Raw genomic sequence first — 15,935 nt, 5'->3', positions numbered from 1 at the left:
GCCCTAACCCTGCCGCTTGAGCTCGTCCAGCAGCGCCTGCAGCGGATGCGGCAGGGCAGTCTCCGACAGGCGCTTCACCTGGCTGCGGCAGGAGTAGCCGGTGGCCAGCAGGTGGCCGGCGCTGGCCTCGTCCTCGACCACCGGCTGCCACGACTGGGCGTAGATGGTCTTCGAGGTCTCGAGGTTGCGCGCCTCGTGGCCGTAGGTGCCGGACATGCCGCAGCAGCCGGTCGAGACCAGCTCGAGCTCCAGGCCGAAGGCGTTGAACAACTGCTGCCAGGCCTTGGGGCTGCCCGGGGCGTTGGTCTTCTCGGTGCAGTGCGAGAGCAGCCGGTATCCGGGCCTTGTCGCCGCCAGTCGGCGGGGGGCAAGGGTCGGCAGGAGAGCGGCCAGCCACTCCTGCAGCATCAATACCTCGGGCACGGCGTCGGCCCCCAGCGCCTTCACGTACTCCTGGCGATAGGTGAGGGTCATGGCCGGGTCGATGCCCACCAGCGGAACCCCGGACTCGGCCAGCATCCCGAGTCGTTCGGCCTGCTTCGCGGCGGTGTGCTCGAAGGCACCCAGGAAGCCCTGCACGTTGAGCGGCTTGCCGTTGGGAGAGTAGGGGGCCACGAAGACCCGGAACTCCAGCCGGCTCAACAGCTCGACGATATCCATGACCAGCCGGGCCTCGAAGTAGCTGGTGAAGGCGTCCTGGACGATCACCACGCTGCGCGCCTTCTGGGCATCGGTGAGCAGGCCCAGCGAGGTCGGTGTCGCCTCCGCCACGCCCCAGGCCGCCAGCTGCTTCCTGAGGCTGGCGCGGGAGAGCCGGGGGCTGTCAACCATGCCGACGGGGCCGGCCAGCAGGCGTTCCACCAGCCGGTTGCCCAGGGCGGCATTGTAGAGCGGGGCGATGCGCGACAGGGTCGGGACCATGAACTCCAGGCCGCCGATCAGGTAGTCGCGCACCGGGCGCAGGTAGCGGCCGTGGTAGACCTCGAGGAACTGCGTGCGGGAGTCCGGCACGTTGACCTTGATCGGGCACTGGCCGGCACAGGACTTGCAGGCCAGGCATCCGGCCATGGCGTCGTAGACCTCGTGGGAGAAGTCCTTCTCGCCGCGCCGCCTGGCCAGGGTGTTGCCGAGCCGCTTCGGGAAGTCCCTGACGAAGCCCCAGGCACCCTCGGCCTTCTTCTTTCGCGACTCCTCGACCAGGTCGATGCCGGCCTCGCCCTGCAGGCGCAGCCACTCGCGGACCAGGCTGGCGCGCCCCTTGGGGGAGTGGATGCGGTCGCGGGTGGCCTTCCACGACGGACACATGGCGTCGTCGGGATCGTAGTTGTAGCAGGCACCGTTGCCGTTGCAGTAGACGGTGGCGGCGTGGGCCTGCCACACCCGCTCGTCGATGGTGCGGTCGAGCTGGCCCCGGGTTGGCACACCATCGATGGTCAGCAGCCCCGGGTCCACCCACTTGACCGCCTCCGCCTGATCGGCGGTGCTGGTTTGCGAGGTTGCTCCCTCGGCGTCGGGGGGGCATCCCGCGGCTTCGGGCGGGCTCCCCACGGGGGCGGGTGGGGTAGAAGAGGAAAGCGGTGTCGCGATCTTGCCGGGGTTCAACTGGTTGTGGGGATCGAAGGCCGCCTTGATCCGCTGCAGGCTGGGGTAGAGCTCGCCGAAGAACCTCGGTGCGTACTCCGAGCGCACCCCCTTGCCGTGCTCCCCCCACAGCAGGCCGCCGTACTTGCGGGTCAGCTCGGCCACCTCGTCGGAGACCTCGCGGATCAGCCGCTCCTGGGTCGGGTCCTTCATGTCGATGGCGGGGCGCACGTGCAGCACCCCGGCATCCACGTGGCCGAACATGCCGTACTCGAGGCCCCGGGCGTCGAGGGCGGCCCGGAACTCGGCGATGAAGTCGGCCAGATGCTCCGGGGGAACCGCGGTGTCCTCGACAAAGGGGATGGGGCGCTTCTCGCCCTTGGCATCGACCCTGGCGTTGCCCAGCAGGCCCACGGCGCGTTTGCGCATCCCGTAGACCTGCTGGATCTGCCCGCGCCCCTCGGCCAGGGTGAAGCCCAGGCGCTCGACGCTGTGGTCACTCTCCAGGTGGCAACAGAAGGCCTCGACGCGCTCACTCAGGCGCTCGGGGTCATCATCGTTGAACTCCACCAGGTTGATGCCGCGCACCGGCGTCTCACCGGCGGGGAAGAACTCCGCCACGCTGTCCCAGACGAAGTCCTCCATGGCCAGGGTCAGCACCCGGTCGTCCACCGTCTCGATGGAGGTGGGGGCGGCGGAACTGGCCTTGAGCGCCTTGGCGTCGCGCAGGGCATCCATGAAGCTGGCGTAGCGCACATTGACCAGGGTCGAGTGCCTGGGGATCGGCAGCACGTTGAGCACCGCCTCGTCGAGCAAGCCCAGCGACCCCTCAGAGCCGCACAGCAGGCTGTTCATGTCGAGCCGGCCTCGGTCGTCTCTCAGGTGCGCCAGGTCGTAGCCGGTCAGGCAGCGGTTGAGGGGCGGAAACTTGGCCCGGATCAGCTCGCCCTGGGTATCGATGACCTCCCGGGCGATACGGTAGGCACGGCCGCTGGTGGTCTCGGAGGCACACAGTGTCTGAAGCTCGCTCTCCGCCACCGGCCGGCTCACCAGCCTCTCGCCGCCCAGTAGGAGTGCCTCGAGCTCGAGCACGTGGTCACGGGTCTTGCCGTACTCGCAGCTGCCCTGGCCGCTGGCGTCGGTGGAGATCATTCCGCCGATGGTGGCGCGATTGGAGGTCGAGAGGTCGGGGGCGAAGAACAGCCCGTGGGGCTTGAGCGCCGCGTTGAGCTGGTCCTTGACCACCCCGGCCTGGACCCGCACCCGGCGGTTCTCCACGTCGATCTCGAGAATCCGGTTCATGTGCCGCGACACGTCCACCACCAGGCCGTCGGTGAGCGACTGACCGTTGGTGCCGGTGCCACCGCCGCGGGGGGTGAGCACCACCTGGCGGTGCTCGACCTGGCCGGCCAGGTGGGCGATGCGCTGCAGGTCCTCGCCGTGGCGGGGGTAGAGCGCGGCCTGGGGTAGGCGCTGGTAGATGGAGTTGTCGGTGGCCAGCACCGTGCGATCGGCATAGTCCGGGGCGATCTCGCCCTCGAAACCGGCGGCCTTCAGGGCCTCGAGAAAACGCAGGTAGGGTGCGGCAAGCCCGGGGGCGGTGCCGACATCGGTGGTGTCCAGTCGAGCGATCATGGGCATCTTCGTGAGGAAGCGTGAATGGGCCTACTTTACCGCGCGGGGCCCGAGGGCGCATCCCGGCGGCCGGTTCGCGTGGCGCCACTTTCGCCTTTTGCCTACAATGGTCAGCCTGTTTCCTGCCGCCGTCTCCCCGCGGCCGACACCTCCAATCACCGACTGCAACGGACCGATTCCATGCTCGATCCCAAACTGCTGCGCAGCGACCTCGAGACGGTCGCCCAACGACTCGCCAAGCGGGGCTTCGCCCTGGACACCGAACGCCTCTCGGCGCTGGAGTCCCGGCGCCGGGAGCTGCAGGCCGAGACCGAGTCGCTGCAGGCCGAGCGCAACACCCGCTCCAAGGCGATCGGCAAGGCCAAGGCAGCGGGCGAGGATATCCAGCCATTGCTCCACGAAGTGAGTGACCTGGGCGAGCGCCTGGATGGCGCCAAGACGCGTCTGGCCGAGGTCCAGGCCGAGTGGGACGATGCGGTGAGCGGCATTCCCAACCTGCCCCACGAGAGCGTGCCCGAGGGGGCCGACGAGAGCGACAACGTCGAGCTGCACCGCTGGGGCACCCCCCGCGAGTTCGACTTCACGGTTCGCGACCACGTCGACCTGGGCGAACTGAAGGGGGACCTCGACTTCGACCTGGCCGCCAAGCTGACCGGGGCGCGTTTCGCGGTGATGCGCGGACCCATCGCGCGGCTGCACCGTGCGCTGACACAGTTCATGCTCGACAAGCAGACCCAGGAGCATGGCTACGAGGAGTGCTACGTGCCCTACATGGTCAACGAGGCCTCGCTGCGCGGCACCGGCCAGCTGCCCAAGTTCGGCGAGGACCTGTTCAGGCTGGACGATGAGCGTGGCTACCACCTGATCCCTACCGCCGAGGTGCCGCTGACCAACTTTGCCCGTGACGAGATCCTCGACGCCAAGGCGTTGCCGGTGAAGCTCACCGCCCATACGCCCTGCTTCCGCAGCGAGGCGGGCTCCCATGGCCGCGATACGCGCGGTATGATCCGCCAGCACCAGTTCGACAAGGTGGAGATGGTGCAGATGGTCGAGCCGGAGCACAGCTACACGGTGCTGGAGGAGATGCGCGGCCACGCCGAGGCGATTCTCCAGGCCCTCGAGCTGCCCTACCGGGTGGTGACCCTGTGCAGCGGCGACATGGGATTCGGCGCCGCCAAGACCTACGACCTGGAGGTATGGATCCCCAGCCAGGAGACCTACCGCGAGATCTCCTCGGTCTCCAATTGCGAGGACTTCCAGGCGCGGCGCATGCAGGCACGCTTCCGCGGCCCCGAGCAGAAGAAGCCTCAGCTGCTGCATACCCTCAACGGCTCCGGCCTGGCGGTGGGACGCTGCCTGGTAGCGGTGCTGGAGAACTACCAGAACGCCGACGGCTCGGTGACCGTGCCCGAGGCCTTGCGTCCCTATATGGGGGGGCAGGAAGCGATCAATCTATAGCCTCGCCCAGTGCCTGGGTGCATCGAACCCCCGCCGGCGGCGGGGGTTCGGCGTTCTGGAGACATTGCTGTCGATTGTTGCCGTCCTGGCGAAGGGGCATGATGAAGGCCATGAACGGCTAGGGAGATGCTGATGAGGGATGCTGACGAGGATACGACGGGCATCATACCGCTGAACCTGGTGCTGGGGCTGGCGGCGCTGGTGGTGATCGTGGCCGGTATGCGGGCCGGTGCCAGCCTGCTGGTACCCATGCTGCTGGCGGCCTTTATCGCGGTGATCTGCACCGCACCGGTACTGTGGCTCAACCGCCATGGTCTGGGGCTGCGCCTCTCGGTATGGCTGACCCTGATAGTGATCGGCGGGGTCATCTCGCTGCTGGGCCTGCTGCTGGTCAACAGCTTCGGCACCTTCGTCGATGCCCTGCCGGGCATCGAGCAGAAGCTCTATGACTACTACCTGGGGCTGCTGGATGGCCTGTCGCGCCTGGGTCTGGCCATCGATACCGATCGCCTGGCCGAGCTGCTGGATGCCGAACAGCTGGGCGGCTGGATCCCGGCCCTGATCGGGGAAGTAGGCAACCTGCTGATGCAGAGTGTCGTGGTCGGGCTACTGGCGGTGTTCATGCTCTTCGAGACCCTCAATTTCCGCGACAAGCTCTCCTTCGCCCTGGCCAACCCGGCTCCCAGCCTGGATCGCTTCAGCGAATTCAGCCTGACCCTGAAGCGCTACCTGGCGGTAAAGACGGTGGTCAGCCTGGTGACCGGCGCCCTGGTCTGGGTCGCCTGCCTGCTGGTGGGGGTGGACTTTCCGCTGCTCTGGGCGGTGCTCGCCTTTGCGCTCAACTATATTCCCAATATCGGGTCGGCCATCGCCGCGGTGCCGCCGGTGATGCTTCTGCTGGTCTCGCCCCAGGGTGGTCTGATCGATGCCCTGCTGCTGGCGTCGGCCTATCTGGGCATCAACTTCCTGATCGGCAATATCGTCGAGCCGCGCATGATGGGCAAGGCGCTGGGGCTCTCCACCTTCGTGGCCTTCCTGTCTCTGGTGGTATGGGGCTGGATCTTCGGCGCGGTGGGCATGCTGCTGTCGGTGGTGCTGACCATGACCCTGAAGATCGCCCTGGACAGCCACCCCCAGACCCGCTGGATCTCCCATCTCTTGGGGCCGGGCGACGAGCCAGCAGTGGTCGAGGCGGATCGCCGGCCTTCCGAGCGTCACGACGAAGAGGGGGGCTGAAAGGGGCCTGAAACGACATCGCCCCGGCTTCGGCCGGGGCGATGTCGACGGTGTAGTGGCGTCGGCGTACTACAGTGCCGCTCAGGCGTTCTGTTCGATGAACTGGCTGAGCTGTGACTTGGACTGGGCGCCGACCAGCGAGGCGACCTTGGTGCCGGACTTGAAAAGCATCACGGTGGGTACGCCGCGGACGCCTTGCTCGGCGGCGATCTCGGGAGCATCGTCGACATTGATGCTGACCACCTTGAGGTTGCCGCTGCGCTCCTCGGCGACCTCGTCGACCACCGGTGCCATCACCTTGCAGGGACCGCACCAGGGTGCCCAGAACTTGAGCAGCACCGGCGTGTCGGCCTTGAGGACTTCCTGCTCGAAGTTGGCGTTGGTGACATCGACGTTATTGGCCATGGTGTTCTCCAGTTGCGTTGCGCTGCATCGAGCGGATCGGGTTGGCAGGCGCCCCTTGCGGGTCGCCTGTCCGGTCGGCCGATGTTAGCGGTCGGCCGGAGTGCTGGCAAATCGAGAATGTCTATTGCGGCTTGTGCGGCGCTTGGCATTATATGCTATAAATGCATTAATAGTTGATTTGATATTCCTTTTTTCACCGCTTCGACGCCCTCCAGCCGAATGGGGCGGCATGGGAGAGTCGCCATGAAACTACAGCAGCTGCGCTACGTCTGGGAAGTCACTCGCCACAACCTGAACGTCTCGGCCACTGCCCAGAGCCTGTTTACCTCGCAGCCCGGAATCTCTAAGCAGATCCGCCTGCTCGAGGACGAGTTGGGGGTCGAGATCTTCGCCCGCAGCGGCAAGCACCTGACCCGGGTCACCCCGGCGGGGCAGGCGATCGTCGAGCTGGCCGGCGAGGTGCTGCGGCTGACCGACAATATCAAGGAGGTGGCACAGGAGTTCAGCGACGAACGCCGCGGCAGCCTGTCGGTGGCCACCACCCACACCCAGGCGCGCTACGCGCTGCCGCCGGTGATCCGAGAGTTCACGCGCCAGTACCCCGACGTGGCCCTGCATATGCAGCAGGGCACGCCCAAGCAGATCGCCCAGATGGTCAGCGATGGCCAGGCCGACTTCGCCATCGCCACCGAATCACTGGAGCTGTTCAACGACCTGGTGCTGCTGCCCTGCTACCGCTGGAACCGCTGCATCCTGGTGCCCCAGGGACACCCCCTGGCCGAGGAGGGCGAGCTGACCCTGGAGGCCATCGCGCGCCATCCGCTGGTCACCTACGTGTTCGGCTTCACCGGCCGTTCCCAGCTCGACGATGCCTTCCGTGACAGGGGACTTACCCCCAACGTGGTGCTGACCGCCGCCGATGCGGATGTGATCAAGACCTATGTGCGTCTGGGCCTCGGGGTAGGGATCGTCGCGCACATGGCGGTGGATCCGGAGCACGACACCGACCTGGTGGCGCTGGACGCCGGCCACCTGTTCGCGAGTTCCACTACCAAGATCGGTATCCGCCGCGGCACCTTCATGCGCGGCTATATGTACGACTTCCTCAAGGGGTTTGCCCCCCACCTGGAGCGTGACTTGGTGGATGCCGCCCTGGCCGCCGGGCCGCGCCACGAGCGAGCCCTGTTCGAGGGGATCGAGCTGCCGCTGCGCTGAGCTATCCCCCGCGGCGTCTATCCCGCCAGCGCCGCCATCAGGTGGCGGATCTTGTCCCAGGTCTCCTGATACTCCGCCTCGCCCTCCGAGTCGGCCACCAGGCCGCCACCGCCCCACAGGTGCAGGCGGCCGCCGTCCGCCACCGCGCTGCGGATGGCGATGGAGGTGTCCATGTGGCCACGGGTATCCACATAGCCGAGGCTGCCGCAGTAGACACTGCGCCGACTCGGCTCCAGCTCGTCGATGATCTGCATGGCCCGCACCTTGGGCGCTCCGGTGATGGAGCCACCGGGGAAGGCGCCCGCCAGCAGCTCCAGCGGCGTGCGTCCGTCGGCAAGCGTGCCGGTGACCACGCTGACCAGGTGATGGACGTTGGTGTAGCTCTCCAGGCCGCACAGTTGTGGCACTCGTACCGTGCCGGGGCGACAACTGCGCCCCAGGTCGTTGCGCAGCAGGTCGACGATCATCACGTTCTCGGCGCGATCCTTCAGGCTCCCCTCGAGTTCGGCGGCCAGGCGGGCGTCGCTCCCCGGGGTGTCGCCGCGTGGTCGGGTGCCCTTGATGGGGCGGGTCTCCACCTGGCCATCACGGCACGCCAGGAAGCGTTCCGGTGACAGCGAGAGGATCGCCTGCTCGCCATGTGCGGAGGGCCAGGCCATGAAGCCAGCATAGGGCGTCGGGGTGGCCGTGCGCAGCCGTCGATAGGCCGCCCACAGGTCGCCTTCGTAGGGCGCGCTGAAGCGCTGGGCCAGGTTGACCTGGTAGCAGTCGCCGGCGCGGATATAGCGCTGCACAGCATCGAAGCGGTCCAGATAGGCGTCGCGGTCGAGCTCGGCGGCAAACGGGGCCGTCAGGTGGCAGTCGTTCCCGGCGGCGGGAGCGGCGTTCAGCCATTCGAGGGCCTGGCGGCGGCGCTCGGGAGTGGCCACCAGCCAGGCCTCGCCACGCTGGTGATCCTGGATCAGCGCCCAGTCATAGAGGCCCACCCGGCTGGCCGGCAGCGCCACGGCACGGCGGGCACGTTGCCCCACCGGCTCCAGCTGATAGCCGAGGTCATAGCTCCAGTAGCCGATCAGCCCGCCCAGGAAGGGCAGTTCGCTCGCCGGTAGCGGCCGGGTCGCGGGGAGTCGCTCGAGCAGCGCCTGCTGGGCGGCAAAGGGGGAGAGGTCCCGAAGCTCCGGCACGCCGTCGACCCGGCCCGCCTCATCCACCTCAAGCGCTGCCAGGGGGTCGCTCGACAGGATGTCGTAGCGTCCCCCCGGTGCCTCCGGACGGCCACTGTCCAGCAGCACGGCACCGGGCCTTCGGCGCAGGCGCGCGAAGGCGGAGAGCGGGGTGGGCCGATAGGGGTGCGGCGTGATCTGGAGTGGTGAGCTCATCGACGGGACGGGCCTATACAGAGGGGGCGCCCATTCTAGGCGCCGAGGGCGCCGCTGTCCTCGTTGCGGGGCGCTGGCGGACTCAACGCTGCCGACCGCATTGTCGACATCTGGAGCCGGCAAGGCTGGGTTGTCTACAACCAAAGACGTACCGTTCGGCCGTGACGCCATGTTGACCCGAGGACGGGCAATGGCTACTCTTCGCTCATCCCATAATTGTCGACAATCATCATGAAGCCAGCCGAAGCCGAATCGACCAGCCCCGAGGTGCGTACCCTCGCCGAGCGCGTCTTCCAGCAGCTGCAGGATGCCATCGTCCGCGGCGAGATGGCACCCGGCAGCAAGATCACCGAGCCTGGCCTGTCACGCACCTATGGCATCTCCCGTGGGCCGCTGCGCGAGGCGATGCGCCGCCTCGAGGCGCACCGCCTGATCGAGCGGGTGCCCCACGTCGGCGCCCGGGTGGTAAAGCTCTCCATGAAGGAGCTGCTCGAGCTGTTCGACGTGCGTGAGGCCCTGGAGAGCATGGCCGCCCGCCTGGCGGCCGAGCACATGACCGCCGAGGAGATCGCCGGGCTGCGTGAGGTGCTCGCGATGCACGAGCGCCAGGCCGACCTCAAGAAGGGTGAAGCCTACTTCCAGCGCGAGGGTGACCTGGACTTCCACTACCGCATCGTCCAGGGCAGCCACAATCGCATGCTGGTGACCATGCTCTGCGATGACCTCTATTACCTGGTGCGGCTCTACCGCACCCAGTTCAGCGCCAGTGGCTCACGCCCCCAGCGCGCTTTCGTCGAGCACCATCGCATCGTCGATGCCATCGAGGCCGGCGACGCCGAGCTCGCCGAACTGCTGATGCGACGCCATGTCAGCGCCTCCCGGGCCAATGTCGTTGATCGCTACGCCGCTTCCCTCAGGGAGCTGGAAGAGACCACTGCCTGACCCCTTACCGGATACCACAGGAGAAACACCATGACCCAGCAGACTCCCGGCGCTCGCTTCCGCGCCGCCCTCGAGGCCAATCGCCCGCTGTCCATCGTCGGTACCATCAACGCCTATACCGCCATGATGGCCGAACGCGTGGGCCACCAGGCCATCTACCTCTCCGGCGGCGGCGTGGCCAACGCCTCCTTCGGTCTGCCGGACCTGGGCATGACCACCATGAACGACGTGGTCGAGGACGCCCACCGCATCTGCGGCGCCACCGACCTGCCGTTGCTGGTGGATATCGATACCGGCTGGGGTGGGGCCTTCAACATCGCTCGCACCGTCAAGGAGATGCAGCGTGCCGGCGTCGCCGCCGTGCACCTCGAGGACCAGGTGGCCCAGAAGCGCTGTGGTCACCGTCCCAACAAGGCCATCGTCTCCCAGCAGGAGATGGTCGACCGCGTCAAAGCCGCCGCCGATGCGCGCATCGATCCGGACTTCTACCTGATCGCCCGTACCGATGCCTTCCAGAAGGATGGGCTGGATGCCGCCATCGAGCGCTCCCAGGCCTGCATCGAGGCGGGTGCCGACGCCATCTTCGCCGAGGCGGTGCACACTCTCGACGACTATCGCGCCTTCTGCGAGCGCGTCGATGCGCCGATCCTGGCCAATATCACCGAGTTCGGTGCCACCCCGCTGTTCTCCCAGCAGGAGCTGGCCGAGGTGGGCTGCCGCATGGTGCTCTATCCGCTGTCCGCCTTCCGCGCCATGAACGCGGCGGCGCTCAAGGTCTACCAGAGCATTCACGACAACGGCCATCAGCGTGACGTGGTCGACATGATGCAGACCCGCGACGAGCTCTACGACTTCCTCAACTACCACAGCTTCGAGCAGAAGCTCGATGCCCTCTTCGTCGAGAAGGGCAGCGACGCCTGAGACGCGCCCCACGCCGGAAACACCATTCAAGAGGAGAGAGAACATGGCTGATAAACCCGTTAGTGGCGCAGGCCTGCGCGGCCAGAGCGCCGGCACCACCGCCCTGTGCACCGTCGGCAAGACCGGCTCGGGCCTGACCTACCGCGGCTTCGACATCAAGGAGCTGGCGGAGAAGGCGAAGTTCGAGGAAGTGGCCTACCTGCTGCTCAAGGGCAAGCTGCCCAACCAGGCCGAGCTCGACGCCTACATCACCAAGCTCAAGGGCCTGCGCGGCCTGCCCGCCGAACTCCGCACCGTGCTCGAGCAGATCCCGAAGGATGCCCACCCCATGGACGTGATGCGCACCGGCGCCTCCATGCTGGGCAACCTGGAGACCGAGCAGAGCTTCGATGAGCAGCAGGACGTCTCCGACCGCCTGCTGGCCGTGCTGCCGTCGATCATCTGCTACTGGTACCGCTTCAGCCACGATGGCGTGCGTATCGAGACCGAGACCGACGACGAGTCGGTGGGTGGCCACTTCCTGCACATGCTGCGCGGCGAGCCGGCCTCCGAGCTGCACGCCCGGGTGATGAACGTCTCACTGATCCTCTATGCCGAGCACGAGTTCAACGCCTCGACCTTCACCGCACGCGTCTGCGCCTCGACCCTTTCCGATATGCACTCCTGCGTGACCGGCGCCATCGGCTCCCTGCGCGGCCCGCTGCATGGTGGTGCCAACGAGGCGGCCATGGAGATGATCGAGGACTGGAAGTCCCCGGAAGAGGCCGAGAGCAAGATCCTCGGCATGCTCGAGCGCAAGGACAAGATCATGGGCTTCGGCCACGCGATCTATCGCGAGTCCGACCCGCGCAACGCGATCATCAAGGAGTGGTCGAAGAAACTTTCCGAGGACGTCGGCGACAGCGTGCTCTACCCGGTCTCCGAGCGCGTCGAGGCGGTGATGTGGCGCGAGAAGAAGCTGTTCTGCAACGCCGACTTCTTCCACGCCAGCGCCTACCACTTCATGGACATCCCCACCAAGCTGTTCACCCCGATCTTCGTCTGCTCGCGGGTCACCGGCTGGTGTGCCCATGTCTTCGAGCAGCGCGCCAACAACCGCATCATTCGCCCGAGTGCCGACTACATCGGCCCGGAGAAGAGCGAGTGGGTGCCGATCGAGCAGCGCGACTGATCGATCACCGCCCCCGGACGGCCCGACCTGGCCGTCCGGCCTTCTTCCCCCTTCTCCGACGCCTGCAAGAGACCCCTCACGCCATGAATACCGACTACCGTAAACCGCTTCCCGGCACCGAGCTGGACTACTTCGACGTGCGTGCGGCCGTCGAGGAGATCCAGCCCGGTGCCTATGACACCCTTCCCTATACCTCGCGGGTACTGGCCGAGCAGCTGGTGCGCCGCTGCGAGCCGGAGATGCTCACCGACTCGCTCAAGCAGCTGATCGAACGCCGTCGCGACCTGGACTTCCCTTGGTACCCGGCCCGGGTGGTTTGCCATGACATCCTCGGCCAGACGGCACTCGTCGACCTGGCCGGCCTGCGTGACGCCATCGCCGAGCAGGGCGGGGACCCCGCTAAGGTCAACCCGGTGGTGCCGACCCAGCTGATCGTCGACCACTCCCTGGCCGTGGAGCATGCCGGCTTCGAGGCGGACGCCTTCGACAAGAACCGCGCCATCGAGGATCGTCGCAACGAGGATCGCTTCCACTTCATCGAGTGGACCAAGACCGCCTTCGAGAACGTCGACGTGATCCCCGCCGGTAACGGCATCATGCACCAGATCAACCTGGAGAAGATGTCGCCGGTGGTCCAGGCCCGCGACGGTGTGGCCTACCCCGACACCTGTGTGGGCACCGACAGCCATACCCCGCATATCGACTGCCTGGGCGTCATCGCCGTCGGCGTCGGTGGCCTCGAGGCCGAGACCGTGATGCTGGGCCGTCCCTCCATGATGCGCCTGCCCGACATCGTCGGCGTGGAGTTGACCGGCAAGCCCAAGCCCGGCATCACCGCCACTGATATCGTGCTGGCGATCACCGAGTTCCTGCGCCGCGAGCGCGTGGTGGGGGCGTATCTCGAGTTCTTTGGCGAGGGGGCCAAGACCCTTACCATCGGCGACCGGGCCACCATCTCCAACATGACGCCCGAGTACGGGGCGACTGCGGCGATGTTCTATATCGACGAGCAGACCATCGACTACCTGACGCTGACCGGCCGCGAGCCGGAGCAGGTCGAGCTGGTCGAGACCTACGCCAAGCAGACCGGCCTGTGGGCAGACAGCCTGGCCGGTGCCCAGTACGAGCGGGTGCTGACCTTCGACCTGTCCAGCGTGGAGCGCAACCTGGCGGGTCCCTCCAACCCGCACCGTCGCCTGCCCACCAGCGCCCTGCATGACCGCGGCATCGCCGTGGACTACGACAAGGCCCAGGCGGAGGAGAGGGAGGGCAAGATGCCCGATGGCGCGGTGATCATCGCCGCCATCACCAGCTGCACCAACACCTCCAACCCGCGCAACGTGGTGGGTGCCGCCCTGCTGGCCAAGAAGGCCAATGAACTGGGCCTGACGCGCAAGCCTTGGGTGAAGAGCTCCTTCGCGCCCGGCTCGAAGGTGGCGCGCCTCTACCTGGAGGAGGCCGGGCTGCTGCCGGAGCTGGAGAAGCTCGGCTTCGGCATCGTCGCCTACGCCTGTACCACCTGTAACGGCATGTCCGGGGCGCTCGATCCCAAGATCCAGCAGGAGATCATCGACCGCGACCTCTATGCCACCGCGGTGCTCTCCGGCAACCGCAACTTCGACGGCCGCATCCACCCCTATGCCAAGCAGGCCTTTCTGGCCTCTCCGGCGCTGGTGGTGGCCTACGCCATCGCGGGGACCGTGCGTTTCGACATCGAGAAGGATGTGCTGGGTACCGATCACGACGGCAACCCGGTGACCCTCAAGGACCTGTGGCCCTCCGACGAGGAGATCGATGCCATCGTCGGCGAGTTCGTCAAGCCCGAGCAGTTCAAGCAGGTCTATATCCCGATGTTCGACCTGGACGCCTTCGAGAAGGCCGAGAGTCCGCTCTACGACTGGCGCCCCCAGAGCACCTACATCCGCCGCCCGCCCTACTGGGAGGGCAACATGGCGGCCGTGCGTGAGCTCAAGGGCATGCGGCCGCTGGCGATCCTGCCGGACAACATCACCACCGACCACCTGTCACCGTCCAACGCCATCATGATGGACAGCGCGGCGGGGGAGTATCTGCACAAGATGGGCCTGCCGGAGGAGGACTTCAATTCCTACGCCACCCACCGCGGCGACCACCTCACCGCCCTGCGGGCCACTCTGGCCAACCCCAAGCTCTTCAACGAGATGGTGCGCGACGAGAACGGTGAGGTTCGGCAGGGGTCGCTGGCACGCATCGAGCCGGAAGGTCAGGTGACTCGCATGTGGGAGGCCATCGAGACCTACATGGAGCGCAAGCAGCCGCTGATCGTCATCGCCGGTGCCGACTATGGCCAGGGCTCCTCCCGTGACTGGGCGGCCAAGGGCGTGGCCCTGGCCGGGGTCGAGGCGATCGTCGCCGAGGGCTTCGAGCGCATCCACCGCACCAACCTGATCGGTATGGGCGTGATGCCGCTGCAGTTCAAGGAAGGCACCACCCGTCACACCCTGCAGCTCGACGGCACCGAGACCTATGACGTCGAGGGCAAGCCGGCGCCAGGCGCGACCCTGGAGCTGGTGATCCACCGCAAGACCGGTGAGGTCGATCGCGTACCGGTGACCTGCCGCCTGGATACCGCCGAGGAAGTCACCATCTACTCCGCCGGCGGCGTATTGCAGCGCTTCGCCAAGGACTTCCTGGAGTCCTCGGAGGTGGCGAGCGCATGAGCCAGGTTCCTCAGATCCGGATCCACGCCACCTATATGCGTGGCGGGACCAGCAAGGGTGTGTTCTTCAAGCTGACTGACCTGCCCGAGGCCGCGCAGGTGCCGGGCGAGGCTCGCGATCGCCTGCTGATGCGAGTGATCGGCAGTCCCGACCCCTACCAGAAGCAGATCGACGGCATGGGCGGGGCCACCTCCAGCACCAGCAAGACGGTGATTCTCTCGAAGAGCGAGAGCCCCGACCACGACGTGGACTACCTGTTCGGCCAGGTCGCCATCGACAAGGCCTTCGTCGACTGGAGCGGCAACTGCGGCAACCTCTCCGCGGCAGTGGGGCCCTTCGCGATCAGCAATGGTCTGGTGGACCCGGCGCGCATTCCCGAGAACGGCGAAGCGGAGGTGCGCATCTGGCAGGCCAATATCGGCAAGACCATCGTCTCCCGGGTGCCGATCCGGGACGGCGAGGTGCAGGAGACCGGTGACTTCGAGCTGGACGGGGTCACCTTTCCTGCCGCCGAGGTGCAGGTGGCCTTCAAGGACCCGGCGGACGGCGAGGGCGCCATCTTCCCCACCGGCAACCTGGTGGATGAGCTGGAGGTGCCCGGTGTCGGCACCCTCAAGGCGACCCTGATCAACGCCGGCATCCCGACCGTCTTCCTGAATGCGGACGAACTCGGCTATACCGGCACCGAGCTGCAGGAGTCGATCAACGGCGACGCCGCGGCGCTGGAGAAGTTCGAGACCATTCGCGCCCATGGGGCGGTGAAGATGGGGCTGATCAAGGAGGTGACCGAGGCCGCGGCCCGCCAGCACACCCCCAAGGTGGCCTTCGTGGCGCCGCCGGCAGACTATCTCGCCTCCAGCGGCAAGCAGGTGAAGGCCGATGATATCGACCTGGTGGTGCGCGCGCTCTCCATGGGCAAGCTGCACCACGCCATGATGGGCACCGCGGCGGTGGCCATCGCCTCGGCCGCGGCCATCGAGGGCACCCTGGTCAACCTGGCCGCCGGCGGCGGCAAGCGTAACGCCGTCACCTTCGGGCATCCCTCGGGCAGCCTGCGGGTCGGCGCCGAGGCGAGCCTGGTGGATGGTCGCTGGGTGATCGACGAGGCGGTGATGAGCCGCAGTGCCCGGGTGCTGATGGAGGGCTGGGTGCGCGTCCCCGGCGACAGTTTCTAGGGCCTGCCTGGTCAGGGGCCTGCCGAAAGATAAAGACGCCCCGGGTCCAGGACCCGGGGCGTCTTCTATAGTGAGGGTCACGCATCAAGGGCGTTTGCTCGACAAGGTGACAGGAGAA

Annotated in this window: 11 protein-coding genes; 8 read left to right on the top strand and 3 right to left on the bottom strand. The window is 67.0% G+C overall.

Annotation, left to right across the window (positions count from 1 at the left end):
- Nucleotides 1-3: 3 nt before the first annotated feature.
- Nucleotides 4-3,216, bottom strand: a complete 3,213-nt coding sequence (locus ACJ7IV_RS11260) for an FAD-binding and (Fe-S)-binding domain-containing protein (RefSeq protein WP_483864462.1) — start codon at nt 3,214-3,216, stop codon at nt 4-6.
- A gap of 180 nt (nt 3,217-3,396) precedes the next feature.
- Between ACJ7IV_RS11260 and serS the strand changes: the two genes are divergently transcribed.
- Entirely contained in the window at nt 3,397-4,674 is a 1,278-nt protein-coding gene (gene serS, locus ACJ7IV_RS11255) for a serine--tRNA ligase (RefSeq protein ID WP_483864461.1), read from the top strand.
- A 132-nt stretch (nt 4,675-4,806) separates the two neighbouring features.
- Entirely contained in the window at nt 4,807-5,910 is a 1,104-nt protein-coding gene (locus ACJ7IV_RS11250) for an AI-2E family transporter (protein WP_483864460.1), read from the top strand.
- 81 nt (nt 5,911-5,991) lie between these two features.
- Here ACJ7IV_RS11250 and trxA read toward each other — a convergent pair whose 3' ends face one another.
- Nucleotides 5,992-6,315 (bottom strand): thioredoxin, encoded by a 324-nt coding sequence (trxA, locus tag ACJ7IV_RS11245; RefSeq protein ID WP_161431525.1) that lies wholly within the window; start codon nt 6,313-6,315, stop codon nt 5,992-5,994.
- 243 nt (nt 6,316-6,558) lie between these two features.
- Between trxA and cysB the strand changes: the two genes are divergently transcribed.
- Complete coding sequence (gene cysB / locus ACJ7IV_RS11240) at nt 6,559-7,530, top strand: HTH-type transcriptional regulator CysB (RefSeq protein WP_483864459.1); 972 nt, start codon at nt 6,559-6,561, stop codon at nt 7,528-7,530.
- Nucleotides 7,531-7,547: 17 nt separating this feature from the next.
- On the opposite strand, the gene pabB is transcribed toward cysB, so the two are convergent.
- Nucleotides 7,548-8,909: an aminodeoxychorismate synthase component I gene (gene pabB, locus ACJ7IV_RS11235; RefSeq protein ID WP_483864458.1), complete on the bottom strand. Its 1,362-nt coding sequence runs from the start codon at nt 8,907-8,909 to the stop codon at nt 7,548-7,550.
- Nucleotides 8,910-9,140: 231 nt separating this feature from the next.
- On the opposite strand from pabB, the gene ACJ7IV_RS11230 reads away from it, so the two are divergent.
- From ACJ7IV_RS11230 to prpF, 5 genes are all read left to right on the top strand, one after another.
- A complete protein-coding gene (locus ACJ7IV_RS11230) occupies nt 9,141-9,851 on the top strand; it encodes a GntR family transcriptional regulator (RefSeq protein ID WP_483864457.1) in 711 nt (236 codons plus the stop codon).
- Between the two features lie 30 nt (nt 9,852-9,881).
- Nucleotides 9,882-10,772 carry a methylisocitrate lyase gene (gene prpB, locus ACJ7IV_RS11225; RefSeq protein WP_483864456.1) on the top strand — a complete coding sequence of 297 codons (891 nt, stop codon included), beginning with the start codon at nt 9,882-9,884 and terminating at the stop codon, nt 10,770-10,772.
- A 43-nt stretch (nt 10,773-10,815) separates the two neighbouring features.
- Nucleotides 10,816-11,943: a bifunctional 2-methylcitrate synthase/citrate synthase gene (gene prpC / locus ACJ7IV_RS11220; RefSeq protein WP_483864455.1), complete on the top strand. Its 1,128-nt coding sequence runs from the start codon at nt 10,816-10,818 to the stop codon at nt 11,941-11,943.
- Between the two features lie 83 nt (nt 11,944-12,026).
- Nucleotides 12,027-14,642, top strand: a complete 2,616-nt coding sequence (gene acnD, locus ACJ7IV_RS11215) for a Fe/S-dependent 2-methylisocitrate dehydratase AcnD (RefSeq protein WP_483864454.1) — start codon at nt 12,027-12,029, stop codon at nt 14,640-14,642.
- On the top strand, nt 14,639-15,817 hold the full coding sequence (gene prpF, locus ACJ7IV_RS11210) for a 2-methylaconitate cis-trans isomerase PrpF (protein WP_483864453.1): 1,179 nt from the start codon (nt 14,639-14,641) through the stop codon (nt 15,815-15,817). Before acnD ends, prpF begins: the two co-directional genes overlap by 4 nt.
- Nucleotides 15,818-15,935 lie beyond the last annotated feature (118 nt).

The organism is Halomonas sp. C10-5, from assembly GCF_057169305.1.
This window is presented reverse-complemented; position numbering and strand designations above follow the sequence as displayed.

Coding starts and splice junctions, on each gene's coding strand:
- prpF (WP_483864453.1), top strand. CDS start 14,639: ATGAGCCAGGTTCCTCAGATCCGGATCCACGCCACCTATATGCGTGGC.
- ACJ7IV_RS11230 (WP_483864457.1), top strand. CDS start 9,141: ATGAAGCCAGCCGAAGCCGAATCGACCAGCCCCGAGGTGCGTACCCTC.
- cysB (WP_483864459.1), top strand. CDS start 6,559: ATGAAACTACAGCAGCTGCGCTACGTCTGGGAAGTCACTCGCCACAAC.
- trxA (WP_161431525.1), bottom strand. CDS start 6,315: ATGGCCAATAACGTCGATGTCACCAACGCCAACTTCGAGCAGGAAGTC.
- prpB (WP_483864456.1), top strand. CDS start 9,882: ATGACCCAGCAGACTCCCGGCGCTCGCTTCCGCGCCGCCCTCGAGGCC.
- prpC (WP_483864455.1), top strand. CDS start 10,816: ATGGCTGATAAACCCGTTAGTGGCGCAGGCCTGCGCGGCCAGAGCGCC.
- acnD (WP_483864454.1), top strand. CDS start 12,027: ATGAATACCGACTACCGTAAACCGCTTCCCGGCACCGAGCTGGACTAC.
- serS (WP_483864461.1), top strand. CDS start 3,397: ATGCTCGATCCCAAACTGCTGCGCAGCGACCTCGAGACGGTCGCCCAA.
- pabB (WP_483864458.1), bottom strand. CDS start 8,909: ATGAGCTCACCACTCCAGATCACGCCGCACCCCTATCGGCCCACCCCG.
- ACJ7IV_RS11250 (WP_483864460.1), top strand. CDS start 4,807: ATGAGGGATGCTGACGAGGATACGACGGGCATCATACCGCTGAACCTG.
- ACJ7IV_RS11260 (WP_483864462.1), bottom strand. CDS start 3,216: ATGATCGCTCGACTGGACACCACCGATGTCGGCACCGCCCCCGGGCTT.